Genomic DNA, 26,091 nt, shown 5'->3' on the forward strand with positions numbered 1-26,091 from the left:
TGCGGAGTGCGACAACGTCGCGGAACGAGTAGAGGATCGGCCTCTCGCTGGAGATCTCGGGCACGAGCACGGCGCCCTTGGGCCCGGAGGCTCGGCGCCAGTGGGACAGCTGGCGCAGAGTCGCGCCGGAAAGAGCCGCGGCGAGTTTGGGTTCGTACGACACCGCGTGCCTCCTTCCGTCTTCCGCCACCATCGATATCGGCCTGAACGTACCCCATTCTCCTGGAGGCCACTCAGCACAGAAACCGAAGGACCCATTCAGGGTGAGCCGGGGACGCCGGACGCCCCCATGCCGCACACGCCGCTGCCACGGGAATCGCCACAGGCCGGCACACGTCCGTGGCATTTTCGGCCACCCACCGACGGCGCCCGTATGCGCCGCGTAACCTCACGGGCATGGGGGCATCAGCATCCGGTGCAGGTCAGGACGCCGACGAGGAGGCGCGGCGGCGGCTGAACGCGTACACGTACCTCAGCGCGCCCGAGCGGCTGGAGCACGTCGCGATCATGCGGGTCTTCTGCGGAACGCTGCTGGCGGATCTCGCCGTCCCGGACATCATGGCGAAACTGCGCCAGGCCGGTGCTTCCGCCGCAGAACTCGACGCCGACACCCTCACGGTCCGACTGGAACAGCTGGTCCAGTGGGGAAACCTGCTCCGCAGCAGCCACACGGTGAACGCGTCCAGCATCAGCGAGTACCAGCGATCCCGCTCGCGCTACCAGCTGTCGAAACTGGGCGAACGTATCCAGCGGGACGCCGACGGGGTCCTGGCCGAAGCCGACGCCGCCCGCGAGGTGAGCAACGAACTGCTGGCACTGGTCGAGCGCGGACTACGGGAGCTGGCCGACCTCGTGACCGCGCCGGGCGGCGTCGAGCCGCAGGACGGACTGGAGCGGATCAGCACGCTGTTCGTACAATTCACCGAGTTCGCGGACTCCATACGCGACTTCTACGCCTACCTCGGCCAGGTGCTGTCCCGCTACGACCTGGACAGCGCCGAGTACCAGGGCTTCAAGGAGCTGCTCCTGGACTACGTCGAGGCGATCACAGAGGATGTGGCGTTCCGCGCGCCCCGGATCTCGGCGGCGTTGGACACCCTGTGGCCAAACATCCCAGCTCTGCTGGATCGGCTGGACTCCCACGCCCAGGGGCTCACCGGGCTCTCGGCGCAGGCGCAGGGCGAAAGCCGCCCGGGGGTCCGCATCCAGCGCAGCCGGGGCCGCGAATTCGCGGACTGGGAGGGCCTGCGCGGCTGGTTCAGCAACACCGACGGCCAGGGCAGCCAGGTCGACCAGCTACGCGACGCCACCCTGCGCGCGTTGCAGTCGCTGCTCGCCAACGCCAAGCGGATGCTGCGGTCGGCCACCGGGGAGATGTCCCGGCGCAAGGATCTGCTGCGGCTGGCCCGCTGGTTCGACGAAGCGGCGCCGCGGGACGCACACGACATCGCCGTCGCCGCCTTCGGGCTGTACGGCGCCCGCCATCTGGGCATACCTCCGGCCACCGACGAGGTGGTGCCCGCCTACACAAGCTGGTGGACCGGTCCGGTGGTCGAGGTGCCGGTGGCCCTGCGCGAAAGAGGCAGCCGAGCCCAGCGGGGCCGAGCCTCAGCGGTGGAGGACCACTCCGCGCAGAAGCAGCTGCTGAGGGAGGCAGCCCGTCAGCGGGCAGCAGCCAGAGCAGCGGCAGCCGACGAACTGCGCAGCGCGTCCGGCCGGTTCGCCGAGGTGCGCCTCACGTCAGCGGCACTCGGCCTGCTCCTGGAGCTGCTGGCCACAGCGCTCGGAAACGCACAGCTCAGCAGGCCCGTCAGCACGGACGGGGAGAGGACGGCGGGGTTCGACCTCGAATCGGCCGGCAGTGAAGACGCCGAACTGCGTATCCGGCTCACCGTGCACCGGACGCCGGGCACGCAAACAATGCTGTACTCGGCCGATGGCGACCTGCTGCTGGATGACCTGGAGCTGGAAATCGGCCGTATCTCCGCCGCAGTCGATGGCGAAGCGGAGGCGAGCGTGTCATGACCCTTCCCTCGACTCACGACGTGGCCCTGGCAGCCGAGCGCCGCACCGCCGCCCGGCTGCTGCTCGCCCACCCGCTGGTCGCGTCGGACGGCCCCCATGCCGACCTCTTCCCGCTGATCCGCAGGCACGCCGACTGGCTGGGCAAACGGTTCCAGCAGGTGCTCGGCTACCGCCTGCTGGTCGACAGCTCCTATGCCCGGCTGTTCAAGGCGGGGCTGGGGGCGGAGTCGGGTCATCGGCTGGAGCGCTCCACCGGCACCCCGTTCACCCCACACACGTACGCCTGCCTCGCGCTGGCCCTGTCCGTGCTGGTGACCGCTCCCGAGCAGATGCTGCTGTCACACCTGGTCGCCGATATCAGGGCTGCCGCAGCCGACGCCGGGATCGAGCTGGAGGAAACGGGCCGGGCGGCCGGGAAGCGGACCCTGGTCGCGGCTCTGCGCCAGCTCGTCGACTGGGGCGTGCTCATCGAGACCGAGGGCCACGTGGCCGCGCTTGCGCAGGAGGTGGGCGGAGAAGCCCTGATCACGATAGATCGGGAGCTGGCACGCGTGGTCGTCGCCGGCCCGCTCTCACAGGCACGGGACGGAGCCGACCTGGTCCGGCGGGCAGCGGACCCGGGCTTCGGCGGACCACGCACCTACGTGCGCCGGATGCTCGTCGAGACACCCGTCGTCCACCTCGACGAGCTGACCGACGCCGAGCGTGACTGGCTGCGCACCCGGCAGCGTCGGGAAGCCCAGGCTTTCTCCGAACTCCTGGGTCTGGAGATGGAGATCCGTGCCGAGGGCGTGGCGCTGGTGGACCCCGAGGAGGAGCTGACGGATCTGCACCTGCCGGGCACCGGGACCGTCGCACAGGCCGCGCTGCTTCTGGTGGAACGGCTCGTGGAGCGGCTTCGGCCGCAGGAGCCGGGGCATCCGGCGACCGGCGGGACGCTCGTGATCGGGGTGGCTGTCCCGGACGGCTTGGTGGACGAGGTGCTTGCCGGGCTGATCGCCGAGTACGGGCAGCGCAGCAACTGGCAGCGCGGCTACCTGGAGGACCTTCCCTCCCTGCGAGAGGCCGTACTGGACCTGCTGGTCCGCATGCGGCTGATGGCCCGCGCCGGGCGGCTGCGCGCCGAGGGGGAAGGTCTGTTGGAGGGGTACGTCGAAGAGGCATCGGAAGGACGCACGGTGACCGATGTCCATGGCGCACGGCCCGGCGGCGACGGTTGGGTGCTGCTGGCTGCGGCGGCCCGCTATGCCACCCACGTCACGGTGCGCCCGGCCACCGCAGCCGGCAAAGGCGTGGATGTTCAAGAGGAGTTGCCGCTATGACCACCGACGCGCGTGGCCTCGTTCCGCTGCCGCGTTCCGGCCCCGCGACGACCACCGGCGCGCGCTTCCGGCTGCACCGGGCGGGCATCCAGAACGTCTGGCAGTACGACGAGCAGGAGTTCTCCTTCGGCGACGGACGACTGCTGCTGCGTGGCAAGAACGGCGCGGGCAAGTCCAAGGCCCTGGAGATGCTGCTTCCGTATCTTCTGGACGGCGACTCGCGGGCACTGGACGCGACAGGCACCGGCCGCACCACACTTGCCTGGCTGATGCTGGACGGGTTCGAGCAGACCAACCGTCTCGGGTATCTGTGGGTGGAGTTCCGGGGCACGGCCGACGACGGCGGTCACCGCCACCTGACGCTCGGTGCCGCCATCCGTGCCTCGAAGTCGACGCAGAAGGCGCTGCCGACGTTCTTCGTCACCCCGCTGCGGATCGGTGAGGACCTGCATCTGGTCGAGGCCAGTAAGCCGCTACCTGTCGACCGGCTCAAGGAGATCGTCGGCTCCGACAACACGACCGACCGTGCGGTCCAGCACCGCTCGCGCGTGGCCCGGGAACTGTTCGGCATCACCGACACGACGCGCTACCGCAACCTCACCCAGCTCCTCCACCGGCTGCGGCGTCCGACGGTCGGCGACCGGATCGAACACGGGGGCCTTGTCTCCCTGCTGAGCGAGACCCTGCCGGGGCTCGACGAGGACGTGGTCGAGAAGGTGGCACGCAACCTCCACGACCTCGACGCCGTACGGGACGAACTCGGCCGCCTGGAGCGCACCGACGCGGCCTTGCGCACATTCCTCACCAGTTACCGCGGTTACCTGGCCGGGGTCCTGCGCACCTCCGCCCAGAAAGTGAGCCACGAGCTGGGCGTCCTCGCTCAGCGGCGCCGGGCGGCCGGAGACGCCGCACAGCGGACGAGCGACCTGAGGACGCAGGAGGAGGAGTCGGAGGGCCGACTGGAGACCCTGCGCGAGGAGGAACAGGACGCCCGGACCGACCTGGCCGCCCTGCACGCCAGTCACGCCTACCGCAGCCTGCGCGAACTGTCGGAGCGCCGCGGCACGGTGGAGGCGCTGCGCACCGCCGCCGGGGCCGCGTTCACCACCCTGCGCAACGCGCACGATGCGGAGGAGGGCTCGGCGGAGCGGCTGGCCGAAGGTGTCGAACACCTCGGAAGCCGCCTGGCCGAGCTGGGAACCGAGCATCGGGAGCTGCTGACGCAGGCGGAGAAGGCGGGGCTTCCCACCGGCCATCTCGGCGAGGCGGTAGCCCTGCCGCGCACGGTTCTGGCCCAGGCCGCCGAGACCGAACTGACGACTCCGGACGGGGAGATGCGTACCGTACGGCACCGGTCGGCGGCCTGCGTGGACACGGTCACGACGCAGGAAGCACTGCGGTCCTGGCAGAACCAGTTGGAGGACGCCGAGGCGGTCGCGAGAAACCGGGCCCGGATGGTTCAGGAGGTAACCCGCCTCATCTCACGGGCGGACGAGGTCCGGGCCGCGGCGGCTCAGGCCGATGCCGAGCGGGAACGGCTGGAGGGCGAGGCGGAAGAGGCCGCCGGCCATCTCGAGGGCAGCCGTCAGAAGGTCGCTGAGGAGAGCGGCGCCTACGCCCGCCATGTCGCCGAGTGGGCGGCGCGCACGGATACTGCGCTGGGTGCCGACTGCCCGGCGTTGGATGCCGTCCACGCCTCGGTCGCCTGCGAGACCTCCGCCGACGCGCCGTTCGCGGACCGCACACTGCCGCCCGACATCGACAGCCAGGCGTGGCGGACCGCTCAGGCCGCGTTGGAGCCGTACGGCGAGGAACTCACCGAACGCCGGGACGCCCTGGTACTCGGCGTCAGCCGGCTCGGCGAGGAACTCGACCGCCTGGCGGAGCAGAAGCGGGACTGGGAGCAACGTACCGACCCCGAGCCGCCGGCACCGCACCATCGCGCCGCCGCGAGGACGCCGGGCAGTGGAGCCCCTTTCTACCGGCTCGTGGACTTCGCGGACGACCTGGCTCCGGCCGACCGAGCCGGTCTGGAAGGGGCGCTGGAGGCGAGTGGAATCCTGGACGCGTGGGTGAGTGCGGGCGGCGTCCTTCTCGATCCGCGCACCCGGGACACCCTTCTCCAGCCGTGTCCCGTGCTGTCCGACGGGCCGACTCTCGCCTCGGCCCTGCGCCCAGCCCCTGAACCGGGTTGCGGCGTCACCTCCGAGCAGGTGGGGGGTCTCCTGGCCACCATCGCACTCGCATCGGCACAGGAGACCTCCGCGCACAACGCGGTCTTCTACGACGGCAGTTGGCGTCTGGGCGTACTCAGCGGTCGTCATGACAAGGGCGACACCGAGTACGTGGGGGCCGCCGTACGCGCCGAGACTCGGCGACGCATCCTCGCCGAGTTGGAGGAGCGGATCGCGCAGACTCAGCAGCGGCTGGCCGATGTCCGCGAGGAGCTCACCGTAGCCGATGCCATGCGTCGTGCTCTCACGCTCGCGGAGCGGGACTTCCCCAGGGCACGGAATCTCGCGGACGCGTGGAGCAGGACTGAATCAGCCGAGCGGACCTTGCGCGACCTGACCGCCAAGGCGACCCGGGCGGCGCGGCTGGCCGAGGAGACACGCGCTCTCGCGGTATCGGCGCGGACCGAGGCGGATGCCACTGCGACTGCCCACGACCTGCCCGGCGACCCCGCCTCCCTGGACCGTGTGCGCACCGCACTGGCCGGCCTGCTCAGCGGTGCCGGGCATCTGCGCAGGGCCGTCGGCGGCACGGGCGAGCGGCTCGGCGCGAACCACGCCGATGCCGACCGGTACGGACGCGCCCGGAAGGACCGCCTGGCCGCGGAAGAGAGCTACCGGCTCCACCTCGCCGGGCTCCGCACCGCTGAGCAGGACCTGCGCACCCGCGAGGAGGCCATCGGTTCATCCGAGGAGGAGATTCTCACCCGCGAGCAGGAGGCCAAGCAGCGCATCGCGAACGCCGTCCGTGCCTTGCCTGGAGCGCAACGAGCTCGCGACGATTTCCACGATCTGCGCGTGCGCGCGGAAGAGGACGAGAAGCGCCTGCGCGGGGGCCTGGCGGACCAGGAGGCGGCGGTCATCGACGTCGGCAGCGCTCTTCGTGGTGCTCTCAGCCGACCCGAGGTGGTGCGCGGTGCCGGCCTTGACCGGGCCTCGCTGCCCGAGTACGTGTCGGACGATCCCGGCGCGGACGTGCGCAGCCGTCTGCGAGCGCTGCGGGCCCTCGCCGACGCCGTGGAACAGGCCCTCGGCCGCCCGAAGGGCGAGGTGTCGGACAGCACCCTCCTCAACCGCCACACCGATCTGCGCGACCAACTGGCCGGCGGATTCGACGCGCAGCTGGAGGAGCGCGACGGGATCAAGGTGTGCCGCTTGGTCGACGACCACGGGTCCCATGACGTCGCAGCCGTGGGCGAGCGGATCGCGGTGCAGGCAGCGGAGGCCCGGGGGCGGCTCACCGAGCGCGAACGTGAGGTGTTCCAGCGGTTCCTGACCGGTGAGCTCGGCGACCACCTCTCGGCGCAGGTCATCACCGCGGCGAACCTGGTCGCGGCTCTCAACGACACCCTGCGGACCGTGCGCACCTCCCACGGCCTCGGCGTCGAGCTGCTGTGGAAGCTGGACGAGGACGTGGACGCGGATGTACGCGCGGCCGTCGAGCTGCTGCGCAGTCCGTCGAGCCTCAGGACGCGCGAGCAGACCGAGCAGCTGCGCGAGGTGCTGCAACGTCGGATCGAGGACGCTCGCCGTGCCGACCCGTCAGCCGGTTACGCCGCCCATCTGCGGACCGCGCTGGACTACCGCGACTGGTTCCGCTTCCACACCTTCGTGGTCGAGGACGCGGCTCCGGGCCGCCGTAGGAAGCTGACCGGCCGGACCGGTCTCAGCCAGGGCGAACAACGGGTCCTCTCCTACCTCGTGCTCTTCGCCGCGGCTGCCGCCCACTTCACCAGCCTCGCCGAGTCGGCACCGCACGCACCGCGGCTGATCCTCCTGGACGACGCCTTCGCCAAGGTCGACGAACCCACCCACGGCCGGCTGGGCCGTATCCTCGTCGACCTCGATCTCGACTTCGTCCTCACCAGCGAGCGGCTCATGGGCAACTGGCCCGAGGTTCCGTCCCTGCACATCTACGAGTGCCTCCGTGATCCCCATGTACGCGGGGTGGCCACCCTGCACTACACCTGGAACGGTCGGCACCGGCGTCTGGTGTCCGTATGAGCGGGCTGCCCGCCGCAACGCGCGACTGGCTGACGGGACCTGGACTCACCCGGCTCTGGGATGGGGTACGTAAACGCCTGGAGAGCAACGGCGTACAGGCCACGGGTTCGCTCCGGCTGACCGCAATGAACGCCCAGGAACGCACCGACCTGTCTCTCCTGCTGGGCAAACCCCTCACAGGTGCCGCCGTGACCATACGGCTCGACGTGCTCGACGCACGGCTACGCGCTTCGGCCGCCGGACTCGGCCTCAGACAGACCCTGGAGGAACTCGGCCCGCCACTCACCGACCGCCGTGCCGCCCGCGCGGACGTGGCAGCACGGAGGGAACAGGTGTGGTCGTCCCTTGCTTCGTCACTGGATGCCTCCCCACTCGCCGACCAGGAATGGCCCCGACAGTGGTACGACCTGCTGCGCCGTGCCGGTGTTCCGAGAGGAGTGAAGCCCGAAGCGGCGATATGGACACTCCAGCAGGCGGTCCAAGTCCTCACTGCTCTTCTCGGCCCCGAAGGACCTGAACGCAACGGCACACGCGGCCGAGGAGAACTCGCCGCCATGACGACCGGCTCCGCGCACGGCCTGGACGACGGCACCTGGCTCGCACGCCTCGTCCAACGCGGGGTCGCCCTCGCCCATGGCACCGAGTTCCCCGACGACGCGGCCGGTCGACGCGCTCTGTGGCGGCTGGTGTCCGTCACGCCGGACGAGGTCTCCAGCACGGTGCTCACCTACGGGCTGCGACCCGACGGCGAGGGCTGGCGGGAGCGTGCTCTGCGGGAGCGAGCCGACCATCACTCCGAAGTTCACGTCACACCACGCGACCTGCATGACCTCCGGCTGCAGCTCCCCGCCGCAACGCTCATCCACATCTGTGAGAATCCGCGCGTGGTGGAAGCCGCGGCGGACGCGGCCTGCGTCCAGCCCCTCGTGTGCACCTCCGGCAGCGCCGCCACCGTAGTCTTCACGCTTCTCGACGCCCTTGCCACCGCGGGCTGCCGCTTCGCGTACCACGGCGACTTCGACTGGCCGGGGATCGCTCTGGCCAACCGGGTCATCCGCCGCTACGAAGCTCGGCCGTGGCGCATGGGCACCGCGGATTACGAGCATCTGGCCGCGCGCAGTCAGGCCGAGGGCATCCCTCAACTGGCCCTCGATGGCCAGCCGGTCAGCGCGGACTGGGACCCGGATCTCGCCCCTGCCATGACCGCCCTCGGCGTCGCGCTCCATGAGGAGGCCACTCTCGACCTCTTGGTGGCCGACCTGTCACGCCTGGCGTAGAGACATCGGCACCATGCCGGACTCCGGGAGCCAACCTGTTCCGAAGGCCCCCGGCCTGGGCCGGTTCCCGACTCGGACACCGGTCCGGAGTCGGAAGCGGCAGCAGAGTCAGCGCCATGCCGTCCCCCGGAGCCCTGTGACGGCGGCGTGCCTCCACCCTGGCGCCAGGCCGAGTAGAGGACGGCCGCGGCGGAGGTGCTCGCGATGACCTGATCGGAAGGCAGATTCAAGGCGATCAGAGCTGTGGGCGTGCCGACGATGATGGCGAAGGCGCAGAGATCGGCCGTGCGCTGACGCATCGACGTCCTTTCTCACGTAGCGATTTCCTGCTGGGGTGACCACGGTGCCGGACGTCCACGGAGTCCGGAAGTTCGATCTTCCGATCAGATAGATTGAATACTCTTTTGCGGAGATCCAAGGAGCGGGGGCGAGGACATGGCGCGCCGAAAACGGGGCGGTCAGTGGTCAGAGGTGGACACGGAACTCTGCATGCCCATGCGGGAGATCGTGGGGCTGCTGCGTGATCTGGTCGACAGCAGCGGAGTTCAGCTCAAAGGGCTGCAACAGCTACTGCTGGCGCAGCACCGGGAAGGCCCGCGCCCTCCGTCGTATCAGGTGCTCTCGGATCGGCTTCGAGGCAGAGGGCTCCAGAACAACGCCTCGTTGATCTACGCGATCATCGCGGTGCTCGCTCCACCAGAGCGTAAGGAAGCCATGACCGAGGAGGTCAGGCAGCACCTGGTGAATGCGCGGGCCACGCTGGCAGCCGGCAGTATGCAACCATCGCAAGAGCCGACGCCCGGTAGCCCGGATCCGGAACTCGTGGACGTGCTGCGAGAGAACCGCGACCTTCGCGGCAAGGTGGAACGGATGGAGCGCCGCCTGGCGCGCAAGGAGAAGCATCTCCAAGCACTGCGCGACCAGCTGGCCGCCGCCGAGCGCCGAGCCCCGGCTCCGTCCGTCGGCCTAGCACGAGATGAGCCGACTACCGCAATCCCATCCTTTCCGGACGAGGATGTCGCAGCGACCCGCTCGGCAAACTCCGACATTGCAGCCGCGACCAGCAACCCTTCTTTCGCCGCCGCAGGAACTGAAAGCGGGTCTGGCTCCTCTGGCGTCGCGACCGTCGCGGATGCCCTCCGCGGCATGCCGGACTTCGAGGCAACAACGGCGAACGCCCTGCGCCACGCATTCGACAGCGTGCTCGACGGACGGCGAACGGGGCGATTCGACCCGGCCACGCTCGGGAAATCCGAAAAGGTCTACCTCGGCGCCAAGGTCACTCACGAGCTCGCGGCGGCCTGGGGCTTCCCGCCTGGCCAGGAGACCACCGACCTCCCGATAGGACGCCAGCAGGTGGTACTGAAGTTCACCACGGGCGCGACATGGGCGATTACGCCCGGGGAGATCGGGAGGGTGTGCCTGCTCGTGTCAGCCAACGACGAGCGGTCCTGCTGGAGCCTCGGACTGATCCGGATCGATCCCGGCCACCTCAGCGGAGCGGCCAACCGCGACTTCAAGCGCACGCTCTCGGCCTCAGGCCGACAGGCCGTCACCTGGCTCTTCCACAACGCGCATCTGCCGGAGAACACCCTTCTCCACCTTCCGGCACCGCTTCGAGAGAAGATTTTCGCCACCGAAGTGAGCCGGGGCGGCAGCCAGGCCCGGGTGAACAACCTCTTCAGGCTCACGCAAGGACGGCTACTCAACCGAACCACGATCTCCACCGTCTCCGTGACCGCAGATGGCCCGAAGCGGGTCCGAGCTGCCCGGGAGGCGTTGCGCGGCGATGGCATCCTCGTGCTCGGCGGTACGAGTCGACAGGCGTCAATCGCCCGTAGCCTCGGCCTGCCCGTGCCGCGCGACGGTGAATGGGTCAGTCAACGGGTCACCCGCCGACGCCCCGAACATGGCGATGCACCGAGCATCGCCCTCTCCGATGAGGTGTGGACACTGGCTGGACCAGACGACCCCATCGAGGAGGCTCCGTCGCTCGCGAAGCTCTGGTAGCGCTGAGGGAAACGTCGGCGAACACCCCCCCCCAGTACACCGAGCCCTGCTCCGGTATGTCCGTAACCGCCTGCGCTGTCAGTCCTGTTCGGCATGATTGGCGTCCGCACCTGGTAGACCACCGTGCCCGGGTGGGTCCGACCATAGGCCAGGGGCACGATTTCGAGATTGGGGTCCAATGGCCGCGGCGGAATCACATACGTCTCTCCCTTTTGAGTTCCTGCGTACGGTCATCGCGCAGGCGTCCGCCGACTCCCCACCCACCCGCATGGCTGTCGAGGCGATACGCACAGCATCCCAAAGCACGGACCGGGACGGTCTGCTCATGACCCTGCTCAGGGGACCGCTCGCACAGGCAGCGCCCGATTGGCTGTTGGCCATGGCGGTGAAGAGCGATCTGAATCGCGAACCGCAGCCGTACATGCCGGCGGATCCCATGGAGTTGACCCGCGTTGCCCTGTCGCACCCCGCCTGCCCGAACGCATACCGAACGCGGTATTTGCGGGAGTGCACTGAGGCACGACTCGGTGTGCTCGGCCGGAGAGAGGGTGGGGCAGCGCTCATCCGCGCCGTCGTCGCTGAGCTCAACCCCCGCTCGGCAACGGACCTGGCCATCACCCCCGAGCTGCTGACGGCCCCGACGCCCGCCCAGCTCGTACTCGGTGAACACGGCCTGCACGAGGCCGTGTTCGTCACAGACCTTGACTGCCTCCCGTCCGGGCCAGACAAGCATGACGGCGAAGAAGACGTCGAGACGTGGATGGAGCGCCACCGTGCCGCGTCCGACGCATGGGACAGCATGTGGTCCGGCATCGTCCGGGCGCAGACCGTGCATCACCGCCGTCTGCTGACCTGGTGCGCGCGGCACCGTGACGCCGATCGCGTGGTGCGCGAGCACCTGCTCGGCTCGTCGCCGTGGCACGTCGAGCCGACCCTGTTGGAGGAAGTCGCCGCACACGACCTGGAGTACTTCGGGCGAGCAGTCCTCCTCACCCGGATCTCCCGGTCCTGCCGAGACGGGCTGACGCCCGCGCAGGGCACGGGAGCGCTACGCCGACGAACTGGCGGCCGCGTCCCAGGAGGAGCGGGACTACGTGGAGCGATTCCTCGACGAGGAGATGCAGTCCGGGTACCTCCAGACCATGGCCTGCCGCTCCGCTGGGTAGGGTCGCGGTACCCGAGCTGGAGAGGTAGCCCGCATGGACCACGGGATCGTGATCGCTCAGACGACCAGTGACAACGAAGATCAGGCGAGGGCTCTCGCCCGAGGCGCGGTTGAGAGCAAGCTGGCAGCGGGCGTTCACATCGATGCGCCGATCACCGCCTTCTACTGGTGGAAGGGGAAGATCGAAGCAGCACGGGAGTGGCGAATCTCGTACATGACGTCGACGGACCGTCTCCCAGCGCTGGAGGCGTGGCTGCACGAGAAGCATCCGTATGACGTCCCCCAGTGGGTCACGCTGCCCGTGACCGGAGGGTCGGAGGCGTACCTGTCCTGGGTGGTCGACGAGACGCACCCGCAGTAGGGGCGAACACCCTTCCAGCGCCTCACTCTCAGCGAGCCTGCACGCGAGGACGGCTCACGACGCGAACGCCAACAGGTGGCTGGCCAGATCGTGCTCCGTGTCGGGGAGCCCGGCGGCGATGGCCTGCGCCCGCTGACGTCCCATGGTGTTCGGCTTGGACTCCGCTGCCGCTGCGAATTGGTGCGCGACGTAGGCCCCGCGGTCTACGTCACCGCCGCGCAGAAGGGCAGAGGCCAAGTCCCCGAGGACAACCACTCCGGAGTCGGGCAGTTCCTTACCGAGGCGCTCGACCGCGGAGTCGGCGGTGGCCGTCAGCTCTTGGCGCTGGAGTTCGCCGTACACCGAGAGGGTCAGCGAGTCCATGCGGTACGGCGTCACGAAACGGACCCACGCCTGCTCGCTCGTATGGTCGGCGAAGTCGTATGCGAATCGTGCCTGCTCCAGGGCTCGGAGAGCGCCGGCATCGTCTCCTGATCGAGCCGCCTCCTCCGCATACCGCCCCAAGGCCCACGCTGCAGCGGTTGCGTTGCCTCGCCCGCGCACATCCTGAGCTGCCTGTGACAGCATCTCCAGCGCCTTGGTCGGTGTGGCGGCACCGTAGCTGGCGTAGCCCAGCGCCAAGGCGCGCAGAGGGGGATGCCCGGCCTTCTTCGCGCACTCCGAGGTCGCCCCGTAATAGGCGGCAGCCTTATCGTGCTCCCCGAGATCCCAAGCGACCCACCCAGCAAGAGCTGCGGTTTCCCCTGCCGCAATGGTCAGCGCTCGCTCGTGAGTGCCAGCGCGGGGAAGGGCCGCGGTGATCGCGTCCAGGTGCGACTCGACCCGACTCTGCAGACTGCGTGCGCTTTCGCTCAGCTCGTCCACATGCAACCGGGCCGCGTGATCGATGAGCACGCCCGCCGACTCGGGGTCGATCCTGGCACCCTTGCTGAGCGCGTAGGCGAGCCGACCCCACGGCTCAGCAGCCGCAGCTGCGCCGACGACGGCGCCTCCCAGCAGCGTTCGGCGCTTCACGTCGTCCAGGTCCTCCCCTTCAACCTCGTCCCTCTTTCGCCGCCTGCCTCGGGCGGCCTTCGCCTCGCGCAGCAGCGGCTCCAACGGGATGCCGCAGGCCACGGCGATGTGTCCCAGTGTGTGGTTCGTAGGGACGTTTTCACCATTCTCGTACCGACTGACCTCGCGGCGAGTCACCGTCGCCCGGCCGGAAGCCGCGTTGATCGCATCCGCCTGCTCGTCCTGCGATCGGTCCGCGTTACAGCGCAGCTGACGGAGTAGTTCGGCGAACGGATCTACTGCCATGAGTCTGACCTCTATCGGTGGGGGAAATCCAATCCTCTCCCCAACTCCCCCTTGGTTTTTCCCCCTTGACAAAGATTTCCCCCCTCGGGTTTCCCCTGTTCCGGATCGCGAGGCCGCGGTGCGATGGGCACATGACCACGCACCGGGCAGCATCGTTGCCCCGACCTGAGAGGAACGACGGAGGGTGCACTGCCGCCGGCAGTGCACCCTCCGGGCGACCGCTGACGTCTCGCGTCTTCGAGATGGTCATGGAACCGGCGGGAATCCACGTCGCTCAAGCGCGAGGAACCACAGTCGCCGTGCTGAGGCAGTGGTCGTTGCCGAATGCCCCGACAGAAGACGCCCAGCTCGTCGTCTCGGAGTTGGTGACCAACGCGATCAGCCACGGCTCTGGGGCTGTGCGGCTGCGGGTGTGGCACGACAACCACCAGCTCCGGATCGAGGTCAAAGACGGCAGCAGTACCCCGGCCAGGCGACGACGCGCAGGCGCCAACGACCACGGCGGTCGAGGGCTGCTCCTTGTTGCGTCTGTGTCACTTCGGTGGGGCGTGGCCGACGACGGCCGGACTACATACGCGGTCATCCCCACCCCTACGGAGACACCATGTCGGCGCACGACGCAGCCAACCCTGGATCCGACGTGTTGAGCCCCGCGGCTACCCCCGGCCTGAATCGGGAGACTCAGGTAGTTGGCGACTGGTCGGTTGCCAGCAAGAATCGCCCGAGGCGGTCCCGCGCCCCACACCCCTCGAAGCGGCAGTCCCGGACTGGCCAACTCCGCGAGATCCGCCAGCACTTCTACCGATTGATTGTCGACAAACGGGATCTCCGGACGGGCGACCAGCCGCTGCGCCTGCTGGCGTACAGCTTGGTGCCGAGTCCGGGGCCCGACCCGACGAGGACTGGGGCACGCTACAGGCCGAGGCCGAGCAGCACGGTTACGCGATCGGCGCTCGGCTCCACGATGTGGCCGTCCCGGTGCCCACGACGTACTTCCCCGGCCTCCCGTGCGAGCCGGAGCGTCTACACGCCTCCCTGGCAGCGTCCTGGCTGGCGGGAAGCCGAGCGGCAGCTCCGGGACGGCTTGGCGGAGGGCGTGATCGTCCTCGACCGGCACAACATCAGCTCCGATGACGACGAGTACCACGCCGTGATCATGCATCTGGGCGAGCAGTGCCGGGCGTTTGTCCACCTCGTGATCTCCGAGGAGCCCAGCGCGCCGACTTGAAGGCGTCCGCTGCGCTGGATGGACAGGAAGGGCTGGGGCTGGAGGCAGATCAGCGCCCAAGTCCTCCTCGTGGCCACCGTGTGCGCCGTGCTCGCCATCACCTTAAAGACCACCTGACCAAGGGGCCACCATGACATTCGAGGGACACACCGACCGGGCGCCGCGGCTCCTACCGCACCGCGAGCAGGGCGAAGCCCTCCTCGCGATCCAGGAGGCCGCCCCGCAACCGCCCAGCGAGGCCGGTCTCGACCTCTTTGCCGTTGCTGCCGGCGAGGTGCAGGGAGGCGGCTTCAACCTCTCTCGCTTCCACCGGCTCTCTCGCCTGCCGGTCTCGGAGAACGGAGCGGACTCGCCTTCGACGGACGGTCCGCCGGACGCAGCATGAGGCCCCTGTTGGGCCGCCCATCGCCTGGACCCTGACCACCACTGGTCTCCATAGGGCTGTTGAGCGGATGAGTGAACCGTGAGTGATCCGAATTCATCGTCCCGTCACGGCCCCCGACAGCGGTTTCCTCGTTCCAGCCTCGCCCGACGTATGCGTGCCATTTCAGCCGTCGCCCACGCGCTTCGCCAGAGGAGCGCGACACCCCCACATCATCCCCACCCACCCGCGAGCAAAGGTTGCAGATGAACCGTCCCGTTCTCGCTCTGGCCGCCACCATCGCCATCGCGTCCGCGGTGCACACCGCCCAGCGGCACCTGCACCACCGCCAGTTCCTGGAGATGGCGGTGCACCAGGCCCACGGCCGCATGCTCGAAGTCCCGACGACACACCCGGACTTGGGCCCGATATGGTCGCGAAACCACCCTTATCATGTCAGAGAGGGTGAATCGTGTCCTCTTCTGATGTGCCAGTGGCGGCTTGAGTTCTGGCGCACCGGCCTCAACCTCGGTGTGTTCACACCTGCCGTGCTGCGGCAGAACGCGAAGAACTTCATGCAGGACCCGACGGCCCTCAAGGCGTGGGCCCTGTCCCGCCATGGGCGGGCTCGGCAGTCCCGAGGCCAGCGCGACCGCATGCACGTGGCGTTGCTCAACGCGGCCTTCGAGGAGGCCGGCGGCCCGGATCAGTACCCCGAGTGCGAACTCGAACCGGCTTCGGCCCTCTGAGGCGCGACGGCCACCCCTGACGAGAAGGACGATCATGACCTTTCCCGCTCCCGAATCGCCACCAGCTCCGCCCGCGCCGAGCGACCACACGTCGCACGCTCTTCTCCTTGACCTCGACGGCGTCCTGCTCGACACCCGTCCGGTGATGCGGAAGGCGTGGCGGAAGGTCCAAGAGCTGCACGGCGTCACCCTGCCGTTCCACGACTACGAGCGCCACCTGGGCCGCGAGTTCGGCGACATCATGCAGCGACTGGGCGTGACCGACGCCGAGGCAGTCCGCCGGACGTACGAAGCGGAATCCGTCGCCGCCGCCCACCTCGCGCAGGAGTTCACCGGCATCGTCGAGATGCTCCACGCCTTCGTGGCCGCCGACTGGCGGCTGGGTGTGGTGACCTCGAAGCACGTCGACCGCGCGGCCCCTCTCCTCGCGCGCCTCGGATGCCCCTTCGCGACCATCCGCACACCCGCGGGGGCGGGCCGGACGAAACCCGCCCCGGATCCGCTTCTCCTCGCCCTGGTCGACCTGAAAGTCGATCCCGCTGCCGCCGTCTACGTGGGGGACATGGCGGTCGACCAGGAGTCGGCCGCACGCGCCGGGGTCGCCTATATCCACGCTGGATGGGGATACGGGCAGCCCACGGCTCCCGCACCCGAGATGGCCGCTTCGCCCGGGGAGTTGCTGCGCCTTCTCCGCCCCGCCGAGCAGCCCGTCGAGGGGAGCATGGTGTGAGTCCCCTCACGACTGGTGGTCTGGGCCTGGTCCGCTCCGCCTTCGCCGGGAAGCCGACATGGGCTCTCGTCGGTAGCGGCACCCTGGCGCACGCGCGAACCGACCACGTCCACACCGCGGAACTGGAAGCGACGGCCGTCGAGCGGCAGGAACTGCGCGCCTGCGTTGAGGACGTCATGGCTGCCCTCGACCGCTACGGCACCTCGCTCGCCTCCACTCCGGGCGGAGCCGGCTGGCTCCACGTCCAGCACGTTCCCGTGCGGCGCTTCGTCGCCGAGATCGTGCGCAAGCTCCTGGCCCTGAACGCCTGGGAGCCGTTCGCGTCGGCGCCGGGGCCCTTGGCCCTGGCCCCGTACGAGGGGCTCGTGGGACTGCGTTCGAGCAGCTCGCGTGAGTACCTGGCGTACACCGTTACCTGGTCCGGCATCGCGTACCTGCTCGGGGCAGCGGCACCGCACAACCCGACCCGCTCCGCCCAGCTACGCAACCGCGCCCGGGCAGGCACGGCGAAGACGGAGCCGAGCCCACTTTCCTCGAACCTCGGACGGCGGGACGTCCTGGCGCTGTCCTGGACCTCCCGCCACGCTGCCACGCTAATGCCGGTTCTCGTCGAACTGGCATGCGACGGGCAGAAGAGTCTTTTGCTCGATCTCGCCACCGACCCCGTAGAGCGGTGCACCGCCGGATCGGTCACAGGCATCGAACTGCGCTCGGCGCCGAGCGACCTCTTCACCCTCTCCGGCACCGTCAGGGGCCTACACCTGCCCGACGACGAGCACGCCGTCCACATAAAAGGCCACGATGTTCAACTCGCACGGCTCGTAGGGCTTTTGTCCGTGCTGCTCGAGACCAGCGGGGGCTGCACCCAGCCGTCGTGGCGGACCCTAGTGCGGGCGGAGAGCTGGCTCGACGACCTGCTGTCGACAACCCGGCCGCATACCGTCCTCCTCAGCAACGACACCAGCCCCCTCGGCGTGCTTGCCGCGCACGCCGCCGAACGACACGGCGCGAACTCGGTACACGTCCAGCACGGGGCGTGGACGGCGGAATCTGCCGCCTGGCCGGCACTGCACAGCCGCGACATCATCGTCATGGGCGAACGGGACCTCGCTCTGGGGCGAGCGTGGGTGCGCCACCCCGACGCCGAGGTGCACGTACTCGGACAGCCCCGCTTCGACGTACTCGCCGCCTTGGGCCGCGAGGCGCAGCGGCGGTACCTGGAGAAGCTGCTGGCTCCGGGTGGCCGCCGCGCACCCGCCCGGATAGCGGTGTGGGCCTGCCAGCCCTTCAGCCCCGATCACCTCAAGTCCCATGCGGACCTCCTCCTGGACGGACTCGGCAAGGCGGACGGCGACTGGGGTCTCGTCATCGCTCCACACCCGGCGCAGGGCGCCGACGCCTTCGCCCCTCTGATGAAGCGGGACGGCGGGCCGCCTGTCGCCGTGGCCGATCCCCGGGTCGGAGCACGAGGCTGCCTCGCCGGCGCTGACGCCATGGCGAGCGCGTACTCGACGTGCGGTATCGAAGCCGCGCTGCTCGGCGTCCCGGTCCTCGAAATCGGCCCACCGGGCGAACGCACGCTGGCCCTGGCCGGTCACGGTCTCGCGACCCGGTGCCACGACGCCGGTGGCGTCGCCGAAGCGCTTTCCACACTGCGCGAGGCACGTACGCCGATCCCGCAGACGGCCCTGGACGCGGTGTGCCGGTGGCGCGGCGACAGCGCGGCTCGGATCGCTCGCCTCATCACCGACCGCGCCGCATCCGCCACAGGGCCCGGCAATTCCATCCACCAAGATGCGGGCGCCGCTGCGTCGCCCCAGGACGAAGGAGCATCCGTCCGATGACACACCTCACCGCCGACAGCATGGCCGAGCTGTTCTCCGGCGCCGTCACGCTGGCGAAGTCCGGCGAGAAGGTCAGCCCCCGGGGCATGGCCACCCGCGAAGTCCGTGACGTGCACCTGCTGCTCACCCAGCCGCGCGCCCGCCTGCTTTACACACCGCCGGCCCGAATCGTGAACCCGGCCTTCGCGGTCGCCGAGACGGTCTGGCACCTGTCCGGATCCGACGCCTCGTGGATCTTCGACTACAACGACCGGCTGCGGCAGTTCGCCGACGACGGCGTCCTTCTGGGGGCGTACGGACCCAGGATGCGGAACTGGGGCGGCAAGGTGGACCAACTGGCCCGCGTCGTGGAGATCCTCCAGGCGGACCCCGACTCCCGGCGAGCCCTGATCCAGCTCTACGACCCGGCCCAGGACGCCGCCGGGCACAAGGACGTGCCCTGCACCCTCGGGTTCCGGTTCCACCTGCGCGCCGGCCGCCTGCACATGTCGACCATGATGCGCGGCCAGGACGTGTGGATCGGCATGCCGTACGACCTGTTCTTCTACACCGTGCTGCACGAGCTGGTCGCTGGGTGGCTCGACGCGGAACTGGGCGAGTTCCACCTGCACATCGGCTCGCTGCACATCTACGACGAACACGTGGAACAGGCCGACGCGCTGACCTCGCTCTCGGCGAGCCCGATCATGCCCGACCTGCGAACGCCCTGGACGGGCTTGGCCGGCCTGCTCGACCAGGTCGAGGCCCGCGACGTGACCGGCCATCCCGGCTGGGACGCGATGGCCGAGACGTTGCGCAGCTACCGGCTGTGGAAGGACGGCAAGCACGAGCAGGCATGGCGGGCGGCCGACAGGATCGACGGACCCCTCGGCCAGGCCCTCACCGCATGGTACGGAGAGCTGAAGCGGCGCTCGGCCAAGCGCGCCGCGACGGCTGGGGCAAGGTGACCGCCGCCATGAAGCGCACGCCTACCAGCGTCCTCGGCCTGTGCTCGTACACCCACGACTCGTCGGCCGCCCTTCTCGTGGACGGTGAACTCGTCGGCTTCGTCGAGGAGGAGCGCCTCTCCGAGCAGAAGCACACCAAGCTCTATCCGGCCCGCGCCGTGGGATGGCTCCTCGACCAGGCCAAGCTGAGCGCCGCCGACGTGGACGCCGTCGCCTACAACTTCCAGCCCGCCCGCTACCTCGCTGAGTCGCCCGCCGCCCTGCGCATGGCGCTCTCGCCGACGACGCGCGACCGGAGCCTGGCGCGCGCCCACGGGTTCGCCAAGGTCGCCCTGCGTACCCGACGGCGGCTGCGTGTCCTCGGCAATCAGTTCCCCTCTGCCCACGTCACGCCGGTCCTCCACCACCGCGCCCACCAGCTCACCGCCTTCGCCGCCTCCGGCTGGGAGGAAGCCGCCGTGCTCGTGGTCGACAGCCTCGGCGAGCGGCAGACCACCACCATCGCCCACGGCCACGGCACTCATCACCCCCGCGCCCGAACGCTGGAAGCGATCAACGACCCGGCCTCCCTGGGGTACGTGTACGGCGCCGTCACCGAGCACCTGGGCTGGCGCCGGGGCGACGAGGAAGGCACCGTCATGGCGCTGGCCGCCCTCGGCGACCCCGCCCGCTTCCGCCACCTGTTCACAAGGGCCGTCCGCACGACATCAACGGGTTTCCACATCGACCCCGGCTACTTCCCGACGCGCACCCTCACGTCGGGATACGCGAGGACATCGCGGCGGTTCGTCGCCGAGACCTGCCCCGAGCGGCACCCGAGCGAGCCACTCACGGACGTCCACCGAGATCTGGCGGCTGCCCTCCAGGAGCGGACCGAGCAGGTGATGGTGCACCTCGCCCGCCGCGCCCGTGTGCTCACCGGCTCCCGGCGCCTGTGCGTGGGCGGCGGTGTCGCCACGAACTGCGTGAGCATCGGGAAGATCATCGAGTCCGGCATCTTCGACGAGGTATTCGTGCCGCCGGCACCAGGTGACGCCGGCACCGCGATCGGTGCCGCCCTCGCCGTGCACGTCGATCGGCGCAGCCCTCGCCCGATCGCCGGCATCGCCCGCAACTGCTACCTCGGCCCCTCCTACGAGGACCAGCCCCTCGACCTCACCCCCTGGCCCGGCCTCCGCCAGAAGACCCTGGGCATCGAGACCGCCGAGTTCCTCTCCGACCAGTTGACCCACGGCACGATCGCCGGACTGTTCCAGGGCGCCGTCGAAGCCGGGCCGCGCGCCCTGGGCAACCGCTCGATCCTCGCCTCCCCGCTGGAGCCCGGCGTCGTGGAGCGCCTGAACGTCACCGTGAAGTTCCGCGAACCCTTCCGGCCCTTCGCCCCCATGGTCCCGGCCGAGCGCGCTGACGAGTTCTTCACGCTCGGCCAGCCGGCGCCGTACATGTCCATGGCCTCCGGGGTGACCGACCAGACGCGCGAGCGCGTGCCAGCCATCGTGCACGCCAACGGCACCTCCCGCCTGCAGACCGTCACCCGGTCGCAGAACCCGTTCATGCACGCGGTCCTGACCGCCTTCGGCCGCCGGACCGGCGTACCCGTGCTGATCAACACCTCCCTCAACGTCAAGGGCAAGCCGATCTGCGGGACACCCGAGATGGCACTGGACTGCCTGGCCAACTCCGGACTCGACGCCCTGCTCCTCGAAGGGCGGTGGATCACCAAGTGAAGATCGGATACAGCTTCTGGGGCTTCCTCGGCAACGGAGTCACCGACACCCCGGACGGGGGACGCAGCCACCGACGCCCCTTCGTCGACGCCCTCCTCGCCCGCGGGCACGACATCGTCTTCCTGCAGGCCGACCGCGACCGCCTCGAAGCCGGCGACGACCTCGGCGACGCGTACGCCTTCGACGACGGCAGCCCCGCCATCGACGTCCTGTTCCTGGAATGGCGCTGGGCGATCCCCGGCCGCAACACCACGCTCTGCGGGACCGAGGGGCACACCTGCGACCTCCACCGGCAGGCCCAGCTCATCAACCACTTCACGGTCCGGCACCGAACGCCCACCGTGATCTGGGACAAGGACCGCACCCTGCGGGCCGAGAGCGCGTGGCGCCGTACGGCCCACACCCTCGTCTGCGAGGCCGCGCTCGCGCCGACCCCCGGCGCGCGCTCCCTCCTCTTCCCTGTGGCCGAGGACCTCGTCGCCCAGGCCGACCCCGGGGCCCTCGCGGCACAGCGGCGGGACCTCGTGCTCGGCTACGTGGGCAACCAGTACGACCGGGACGAGCCCTTCGAGCGCTTCTTCGCCCCGGCCGCCACCCACGTCGACCACCTGGTCGCCGGAAAATGGACGAAGACCGACCGCTGGCCGCACGTCCGCTTCGTGGGCCGGATCCCGTTCGAGGCCGCCGCCGGCGTCTACAGCCGGTCCCTGGCCACCGTTCTCATGCTGCCCGAGCGGTACTCCGCCGTCGGGCAGATGACCCAGCGCATCTTCGAGGCCGTGCTTGCCGGGTGCCTGCCGCTGGCCCCGGCGGACATCCGCTTCGCCGACCGGTTCGTCCCCCAGGAGCTGGTCGTGCGCTCCGGCCGAGACGTGCTCGAACGCCTCTCCTACCTGCGCGAGATCGCCAGCACCCAGCAGCACGCCGACCTGATCGCCGCGTGTGTGGACCGCCTGAGCCTGTTCGGCCTGACCAAGCAGGTCGACACCCTGGAGTCCGTCCTGCACGGGCTCGTCGGGACCAACGCGACCGAGCAGGGAGCTGCCTGATGCAGACCGCTCGATTGGCCCAGGCACCTGGATCATCCGATCGTGTCCCGGGGGACGGGCCCGCCGGACACCCGAAGCTCTCTACGCTGGAGCACCATGAAGAAGGTCGCCATCGTCGGCTGCGGAGGCAGCGGCAAATCCCACATGGCCCGCGAGCTGGGCACGATCCTCAACGCCCCGGTGACGCACCTGGACGCCGCGTTCTACGACGACGAGTGGAACGCGCTGCCCATGGACAAGTTCACCGACGTGCAGCGCGAGCTGGTCGCGCAGCCGCGGTGGGTGATCGACGGCAACTACAACTCGACGCTTCGGGTACGGCTCGAAGCCTGCGACACGGTGGTCCTGATGGACGTGTCGACCGTGGCGGCGCTGTACGGGATCTTCTCCCGGCAGATCCGGCACGGGGCTGGGCACAAGGGCAACGGGGTGCACAACCGCATCCACTGGGGCGTGATCAAGTACGTGTCCACGTACCGGCGCAAGATGCGGCCCCGCGTGATGGCGAAGATCGAGGAGTTCGGCTCCGGCGCCGATGTGGTGCTGCTGGCCAACCGGCGCCAGACGCGCCGCTGGCTGCGGAGGGTAGCCGCCGAGCAGTCCTGAACGGCCCGCGCCCCCGGTCAGGGGGTGCGGCATGAACGAGCCCAACCCGTTCCTGGACCCCGCCCGGCAGCGGGAGCTGTACGGGCATGCCTCGCGGCTGGCCAGGCGGACCAGCGCCCTGATGCGTGCCAAGACCGCCGGCCGCCCCGTGCCCGAGACGATCGTCAGCCTGGTGCAGACCCACCACGGGCAGCCGGACCGGCTTGGCGTGGTGCTCGACATCGGCTGCGGTCGCGGCACGAGCAGCCTCGTCATCGCCGAGCAGCTCCGGCCGCAGCGCGTCGTCGGCCTGGACGCCGCCCCCTCGCTGCTCGCCCAGGCCCGCGAGCGCGCCAAAGACCTGCCCGACGCCACGGTGGACTTCGTCGAAGGCGACTTCCACGACCTCCCACTGCCCACCGGGTCGAGCGACGTCGTCGTCGCCGCGTTCTGCCTCTACCACTCGCCGCACCCCAGGAACGTCATCGCGCAGATCGCCAGGGTCCTGGCCCCCGGGGGCCTAGCCGTGCTCGTCACCAAGGGCCTCGACAGCTACCAGGAGATGGACCAGCTGGTCGCCTCCGCCGGCCTCGACCCGCGAGCCGCCCAGCACGACAGCCTCTACACCGCAGCCCACAGCGGCAACCTCGCCGACCTGGCCGCCTCCTCGCTCGACGTGATCGCCGTCCTGGACGAGGAACACGCCTTCACCTTCGACGGCCACGACCACACGGCGCAGTACCTGGCCACCAACCCCAAGTACGACCTGGCGCCCGGCCTGTACGGCAACCCCGAGGTCCTGGCCGCGACCCTGCACGAATTCCTTCCCGACCAGCCGCTCACCACCCGGTCCCGCATCACCTTCGTCGTCGCCGAGCCGAACGAAGGACGGCCGGCATGAACCTCATGCCGTTCACCAAGCACTACGCGACACCGGAGCGCGCGGCGGGGGCTGTGCGCAACCACCGGTGGATCAACGAGCACGCAAAGCCACTGCTGCAGCCGGCGCTCCACACCGTCGGACCGGACACCCTGACGTTCGAACGGATCGAGGGCCGCTCCGTACAGCCCAACGACCTCCCTCGCGTGGCAGAACTGCTGGGCCACGCCCACGGTGCCGCCTGGGCCAGCGATCTGTGGTCCGCGTCCCTGGACACCCCGCACCACTTCCAGGACGGCACGACGTTCGACGACTACCTCGGCCCCCGGAAGTTCGCCCTACGGCGACGCCACGAGCAGGGCTACCTGCCGAACAAGGCGGCCTTGCACGCGATGCTCGGCCTGCTGGAAGCGACCGCCCAGGGACCATGCGCCTTCTATAAGGACAGCAACCCGCGGAACTTCATCATCACCAGCACGCAGGACATCGTCGCCGTCGACACCGACGACCTATCCCTCGCCCCGATGGGCTACGACCTCGCAAAGCTCATCGCGACGCTCCACCTGACCTACGGACCGCTCACGGACCAAGCCGTCACCACCGCCCTGCTCGCGTACAACGCGGCAGCCCGACGCCACGACGCCCGGCTGGGCACGACGGACCGAGGCCAGCTCGACAGCCTCCTGGGCCTGCACGCCGTGCTCACCGCCCCGTACGTCGGCCGCAACGGCTACCGCTACAGCCTGCCCCTCCGCTTCCGCCACCGAGGAGCCTCATGATCACCACCGAACTCGTCTTCGTGCGGCACGGCCAGGCCCAGTGCAACGCCGACGGCCTCGTCGGGGGCCCGCGCACCTGCACCGGCCTGACCAACCTCGGGTACGCCCAGGCCGAACAGGCCGCGCGTCGCCTGGCTACCGAACACCTGAAGAAGCCCTTCGACGTGGTCTACACCGGGCCGCGGATCCGCCTCGTCCAGACTGGCGAGATCATCGCCCAGACGCTCCAGATCCCCGTGCGTCACGACGACCGTCTCGACGGCCCGGTCCACGGCGATGCCGACGGCAAGCCCTGGGACGCGGTGAAGACGGCCGCCAACGGCGGACCGCACGCGCATCCCGACACCCCCTGGGCCGCAGGCTCCGACACCTGGAACGAGTTCCTGAAGCGCGCCAGCAGGAATCTGAGCCAGCTCATCGAGGAGAACCACGGCAAGCGCATCATCTTCGCGGCCCACGGGGAGACGGTGATCACCGCACACACACTGCTGCTCGGCATCCCGATCGGCTCGCCGGCGGGCTTCACCCAGAACCACGCCTCCATCACCCGCTGGCAGCACCACCGCAATCGCCTGGGCCAGACCCGCTGGATGCTCGACCGGCACAACGACACCGAGCACCTCAGTCTCCTCACGCCGGAGCCGACCCCGTGATCGCGACATCGGACGACCCCCGGATCCGACTGGCGCACCGCTTCCTAAGCACCGTCGAGATCGCACCGGACCCCGTGCTTCCGCCCCGGGTCGTGCGGCTGGTGGCCGGCGACGGGCGTCACTTCATCGCCAAGCAGCACGCGGAACGGGACCGGTACGCCGGGGAACTCCGCGCCTACGGAGCATGGGGCACCCATCTGACCGCCCATGCGCCGAAGCTGGTCGGCCGTGACGACGCCACCTTCACCCTGCTGCTCACCGCGCTCAGAGGCGATCGGGCGGACACCATGGCCCCAGGCTCACCCGAGGAGGAACTGGCCCATCACGAGGCCGGCCACGTCCTCGGCAAGCTCCACCGGGCCACCTCCATGCCCCAGGGTGGCGCCATCGGCGCAGCGCTCGCCGAGCGCTTCCAGCGCTGGATCGACCGGGCCGTCCACACCGGCCTGATCGACACGGCCGAGGAGAGCCTGCTGAAGCACCACGCGGCAATCCTGGGCACCAGCCGCATGGACAGCGCGGTCTGCCATCTCGACTACCAGCCGCGCAACTGGCTGATAGGCGACACCTTCGGCATCTGCGACTTCGAGCACATGCGACACGACGCCCGCGTCCGCGACTTCGCGCGGCTCGAATTCCGACGCTGGCAAGCCGCACCCCACCTCCGCACCGCCTTCTTCGACGGCTACGGGCGGCCGCCGAACGACACCGAACGACGTCTCCTGGAGTCCTTCGGCGCCATCGAGGCGGCCACGGCCCTGGTCAAGGGCCACCAGGAGAACGACCCCGCCCTCAGCGAGCACGGCAGAACCGTCCTGTCCCGGCTCAGCTGATCTTCCCCTTCGACGACACCTCTCTGGAGATC

The 26,091-nt window shown here is 69.7% G+C and carries 21 protein-coding genes; 20 read left to right on the forward strand and 1 reads right to left on the reverse strand.

Features of this window, described 5'->3' with window-relative positions:
• Positions 1-396 precede the first annotated feature (396 nt).
• The 6 genes from ABZ471_RS31470 (at position 397) to cutA (ending at position 12,395) form a co-directional block, all read left to right on the forward strand.
• Complete coding sequence (locus ABZ471_RS31470) at positions 397-2,025, forward strand: TIGR02677 family protein (RefSeq protein ID WP_359071142.1); 1,629 nt, start codon at positions 397-399, stop codon at positions 2,023-2,025.
• Positions 2,022-3,347 carry a TIGR02678 family protein gene (locus ABZ471_RS31475; RefSeq protein ID WP_359071143.1) on the forward strand — a complete coding sequence of 442 codons (1,326 nt, stop codon included), beginning with the start codon at positions 2,022-2,024 and terminating at the stop codon, positions 3,345-3,347. The genes ABZ471_RS31470 and ABZ471_RS31475 overlap by 4 nt, the downstream gene beginning before the upstream one ends.
• Complete coding sequence (locus tag ABZ471_RS31480; protein WP_359071145.1) at positions 3,344-7,582, forward strand: TIGR02680 family protein; 4,239 nt, start codon at positions 3,344-3,346, stop codon at positions 7,580-7,582. Before ABZ471_RS31475 ends, ABZ471_RS31480 begins: the two co-directional genes overlap by 4 nt.
• Entirely contained in the window at positions 7,579-8,859 is a 1,281-nt protein-coding gene (locus ABZ471_RS31485; RefSeq protein ID WP_359071146.1) for a TIGR02679 family protein, read from the forward strand. Before ABZ471_RS31480 ends, ABZ471_RS31485 begins: the two co-directional genes overlap by 4 nt.
• 495 nt (positions 8,860-9,354) lie before the next feature.
• Positions 9,355-10,869, forward strand: coding sequence for a NaeI family type II restriction endonuclease (locus tag ABZ471_RS31490; RefSeq protein WP_359071147.1), 1,515 nt, complete (start codon positions 9,355-9,357; stop codon positions 10,867-10,869).
• Positions 10,870-12,068: 1,199 nt separating this feature from the next.
• On the forward strand, positions 12,069-12,395 hold the full coding sequence (cutA, locus tag ABZ471_RS31495; protein WP_359071149.1) for a divalent-cation tolerance protein CutA: 327 nt from the start codon (positions 12,069-12,071) through the stop codon (positions 12,393-12,395).
• Positions 12,396-12,449: 54 nt separating this feature from the next.
• Here the strand turns inward: cutA and ABZ471_RS31500 are convergent, their stop codons facing one another.
• A complete protein-coding gene (locus ABZ471_RS31500; RefSeq protein WP_359071150.1) occupies positions 12,450-13,694 on the reverse strand; it encodes a helix-turn-helix transcriptional regulator in 1,245 nt (414 codons plus the stop codon).
• A 248-nt stretch (positions 13,695-13,942) separates the two neighbouring features.
• On the opposite strand from ABZ471_RS31500, the gene ABZ471_RS31505 reads away from it, so the two are divergent.
• The 14 genes from ABZ471_RS31505 (at position 13,943) to ABZ471_RS31570 (ending at position 26,059) form a co-directional block, all read left to right on the forward strand.
• Positions 13,943-14,341 carry an ATP-binding protein gene (locus tag ABZ471_RS31505; RefSeq protein ID WP_359071197.1) on the forward strand — a complete coding sequence of 133 codons (399 nt, stop codon included), beginning with the start codon at positions 13,943-13,945 and terminating at the stop codon, positions 14,339-14,341.
• Positions 14,342-14,790: 449 nt separating this feature from the next.
• Positions 14,791-14,922 (forward strand): hypothetical protein, encoded by a 132-nt coding sequence (locus ABZ471_RS31510; protein WP_359071152.1) that lies wholly within the window; start codon positions 14,791-14,793, stop codon positions 14,920-14,922.
• 130 nt (positions 14,923-15,052) lie between these two features.
• Positions 15,053-15,307, forward strand: coding sequence for a hypothetical protein (locus ABZ471_RS31515; RefSeq protein WP_359071153.1), 255 nt, complete (start codon positions 15,053-15,055; stop codon positions 15,305-15,307).
• A gap of 242 nt (positions 15,308-15,549) precedes the next feature.
• Complete coding sequence (locus tag ABZ471_RS31520; RefSeq protein ID WP_359071154.1) at positions 15,550-16,032, forward strand: DUF6082 family protein; 483 nt, start codon at positions 15,550-15,552, stop codon at positions 16,030-16,032.
• Positions 16,033-16,066: 34 nt separating this feature from the next.
• The gene (locus tag ABZ471_RS31525; RefSeq protein WP_359071156.1) at positions 16,067-16,762 is read left to right on the forward strand and encodes an HAD-IA family hydrolase; all 696 of its coding nucleotides are present in this window, start codon (positions 16,067-16,069) and stop codon (positions 16,760-16,762) included.
• Positions 16,759-18,606 (forward strand): hypothetical protein, encoded by a 1,848-nt coding sequence (locus ABZ471_RS31530; RefSeq protein ID WP_359071158.1) that lies wholly within the window; start codon positions 16,759-16,761, stop codon positions 18,604-18,606. The genes ABZ471_RS31525 and ABZ471_RS31530 overlap by 4 nt, the downstream gene beginning before the upstream one ends.
• On the forward strand, positions 18,603-19,553 hold the full coding sequence (locus ABZ471_RS31535) for a thymidylate synthase (RefSeq protein WP_359071160.1): 951 nt from the start codon (positions 18,603-18,605) through the stop codon (positions 19,551-19,553). Before ABZ471_RS31530 ends, ABZ471_RS31535 begins: the two co-directional genes overlap by 4 nt.
• A gap of 8 nt (positions 19,554-19,561) precedes the next feature.
• The gene (locus ABZ471_RS31540; RefSeq protein WP_359071162.1) at positions 19,562-21,280 is read left to right on the forward strand and encodes a carbamoyltransferase C-terminal domain-containing protein; all 1,719 of its coding nucleotides are present in this window, start codon (positions 19,562-19,564) and stop codon (positions 21,278-21,280) included.
• Positions 21,277-22,329 (forward strand): hypothetical protein, encoded by a 1,053-nt coding sequence (locus tag ABZ471_RS31545; RefSeq protein WP_359071164.1) that lies wholly within the window; start codon positions 21,277-21,279, stop codon positions 22,327-22,329. The genes ABZ471_RS31540 and ABZ471_RS31545 overlap by 4 nt, the downstream gene beginning before the upstream one ends.
• 96 nt (positions 22,330-22,425) lie before the next feature.
• Positions 22,426-22,935, forward strand: coding sequence for a topology modulation protein (locus ABZ471_RS31550; RefSeq protein ID WP_359071166.1), 510 nt, complete (start codon positions 22,426-22,428; stop codon positions 22,933-22,935).
• 31 nt (positions 22,936-22,966) lie between these two features.
• Positions 22,967-23,815 carry a class I SAM-dependent methyltransferase gene (locus ABZ471_RS31555; RefSeq protein ID WP_359071168.1) on the forward strand — a complete coding sequence of 283 codons (849 nt, stop codon included), beginning with the start codon at positions 22,967-22,969 and terminating at the stop codon, positions 23,813-23,815.
• Positions 23,812-24,573 carry a phosphotransferase gene (locus ABZ471_RS31560; protein ID WP_359071169.1) on the forward strand — a complete coding sequence of 254 codons (762 nt, stop codon included), beginning with the start codon at positions 23,812-23,814 and terminating at the stop codon, positions 24,571-24,573. Before ABZ471_RS31555 ends, ABZ471_RS31560 begins: the two co-directional genes overlap by 4 nt.
• Positions 24,570-25,226 (forward strand): histidine phosphatase family protein, encoded by a 657-nt coding sequence (locus ABZ471_RS31565; protein WP_359071171.1) that lies wholly within the window; start codon positions 24,570-24,572, stop codon positions 25,224-25,226. Before ABZ471_RS31560 ends, ABZ471_RS31565 begins: the two co-directional genes overlap by 4 nt.
• Positions 25,223-26,059 (forward strand): aminoglycoside phosphotransferase, encoded by an 837-nt coding sequence (locus ABZ471_RS31570; protein WP_359071173.1) that lies wholly within the window; start codon positions 25,223-25,225, stop codon positions 26,057-26,059. Before ABZ471_RS31565 ends, ABZ471_RS31570 begins: the two co-directional genes overlap by 4 nt.
• The last annotated feature ends 32 nt before the right edge of the window (positions 26,060-26,091 follow it).

The sequence above is a fragment of the Streptomyces sp. NPDC005728 genome, assembly GCF_040630895.1.
Lineage (GTDB): Bacteria > Actinomycetota > Actinomycetes > Streptomycetales > Streptomycetaceae > Streptomyces.

What these genes read in the sequence shown, in the direction of transcription:
- ABZ471_RS31470 (WP_359071142.1), top strand. Translation starts at nt 397, where the DNA reads ATGGGGGCATCAGCATCCGGTGCAGGTCAGGACGCCGACGAGGAGGCG.
- ABZ471_RS31475 (WP_359071143.1), top strand. Translation starts at nt 2,022, where the DNA reads ATGACCCTTCCCTCGACTCACGACGTGGCCCTGGCAGCCGAGCGCCGC.
- ABZ471_RS31480 (WP_359071145.1), top strand. Translation starts at nt 3,344, where the DNA reads ATGACCACCGACGCGCGTGGCCTCGTTCCGCTGCCGCGTTCCGGCCCC.
- ABZ471_RS31485 (WP_359071146.1), top strand. Translation starts at nt 7,579, where the DNA reads ATGAGCGGGCTGCCCGCCGCAACGCGCGACTGGCTGACGGGACCTGGA.
- ABZ471_RS31490 (WP_359071147.1), top strand. Translation starts at nt 9,355, where the DNA reads ATGCGGGAGATCGTGGGGCTGCTGCGTGATCTGGTCGACAGCAGCGGA.
- cutA (WP_359071149.1), top strand. Translation starts at nt 12,069, where the DNA reads ATGGACCACGGGATCGTGATCGCTCAGACGACCAGTGACAACGAAGAT.
- ABZ471_RS31500 (WP_359071150.1), bottom strand. Translation starts at nt 13,694, where the DNA reads ATGGCAGTAGATCCGTTCGCCGAACTACTCCGTCAGCTGCGCTGTAAC.
- ABZ471_RS31505 (WP_359071197.1), top strand. Translation starts at nt 13,943, where the DNA reads ATGGAACCGGCGGGAATCCACGTCGCTCAAGCGCGAGGAACCACAGTC.
- ABZ471_RS31515 (WP_359071153.1), top strand. Translation starts at nt 15,053, where the DNA reads ATGACATTCGAGGGACACACCGACCGGGCGCCGCGGCTCCTACCGCAC.
- ABZ471_RS31520 (WP_359071154.1), top strand. Translation starts at nt 15,550, where the DNA reads ATGAACCGTCCCGTTCTCGCTCTGGCCGCCACCATCGCCATCGCGTCC.
- ABZ471_RS31525 (WP_359071156.1), top strand. Translation starts at nt 16,067, where the DNA reads ATGACCTTTCCCGCTCCCGAATCGCCACCAGCTCCGCCCGCGCCGAGC.
- ABZ471_RS31535 (WP_359071160.1), top strand. Translation starts at nt 18,603, where the DNA reads ATGACACACCTCACCGCCGACAGCATGGCCGAGCTGTTCTCCGGCGCC.
- ABZ471_RS31540 (WP_359071162.1), top strand. Translation starts at nt 19,562, where the DNA reads ATGAAGCGCACGCCTACCAGCGTCCTCGGCCTGTGCTCGTACACCCAC.
- ABZ471_RS31550 (WP_359071166.1), top strand. Translation starts at nt 22,426, where the DNA reads ATGAAGAAGGTCGCCATCGTCGGCTGCGGAGGCAGCGGCAAATCCCAC.
- ABZ471_RS31555 (WP_359071168.1), top strand. Translation starts at nt 22,967, where the DNA reads ATGAACGAGCCCAACCCGTTCCTGGACCCCGCCCGGCAGCGGGAGCTG.
- ABZ471_RS31560 (WP_359071169.1), top strand. Translation starts at nt 23,812, where the DNA reads ATGAACCTCATGCCGTTCACCAAGCACTACGCGACACCGGAGCGCGCG.
- ABZ471_RS31565 (WP_359071171.1), top strand. Translation starts at nt 24,570, where the DNA reads ATGATCACCACCGAACTCGTCTTCGTGCGGCACGGCCAGGCCCAGTGC.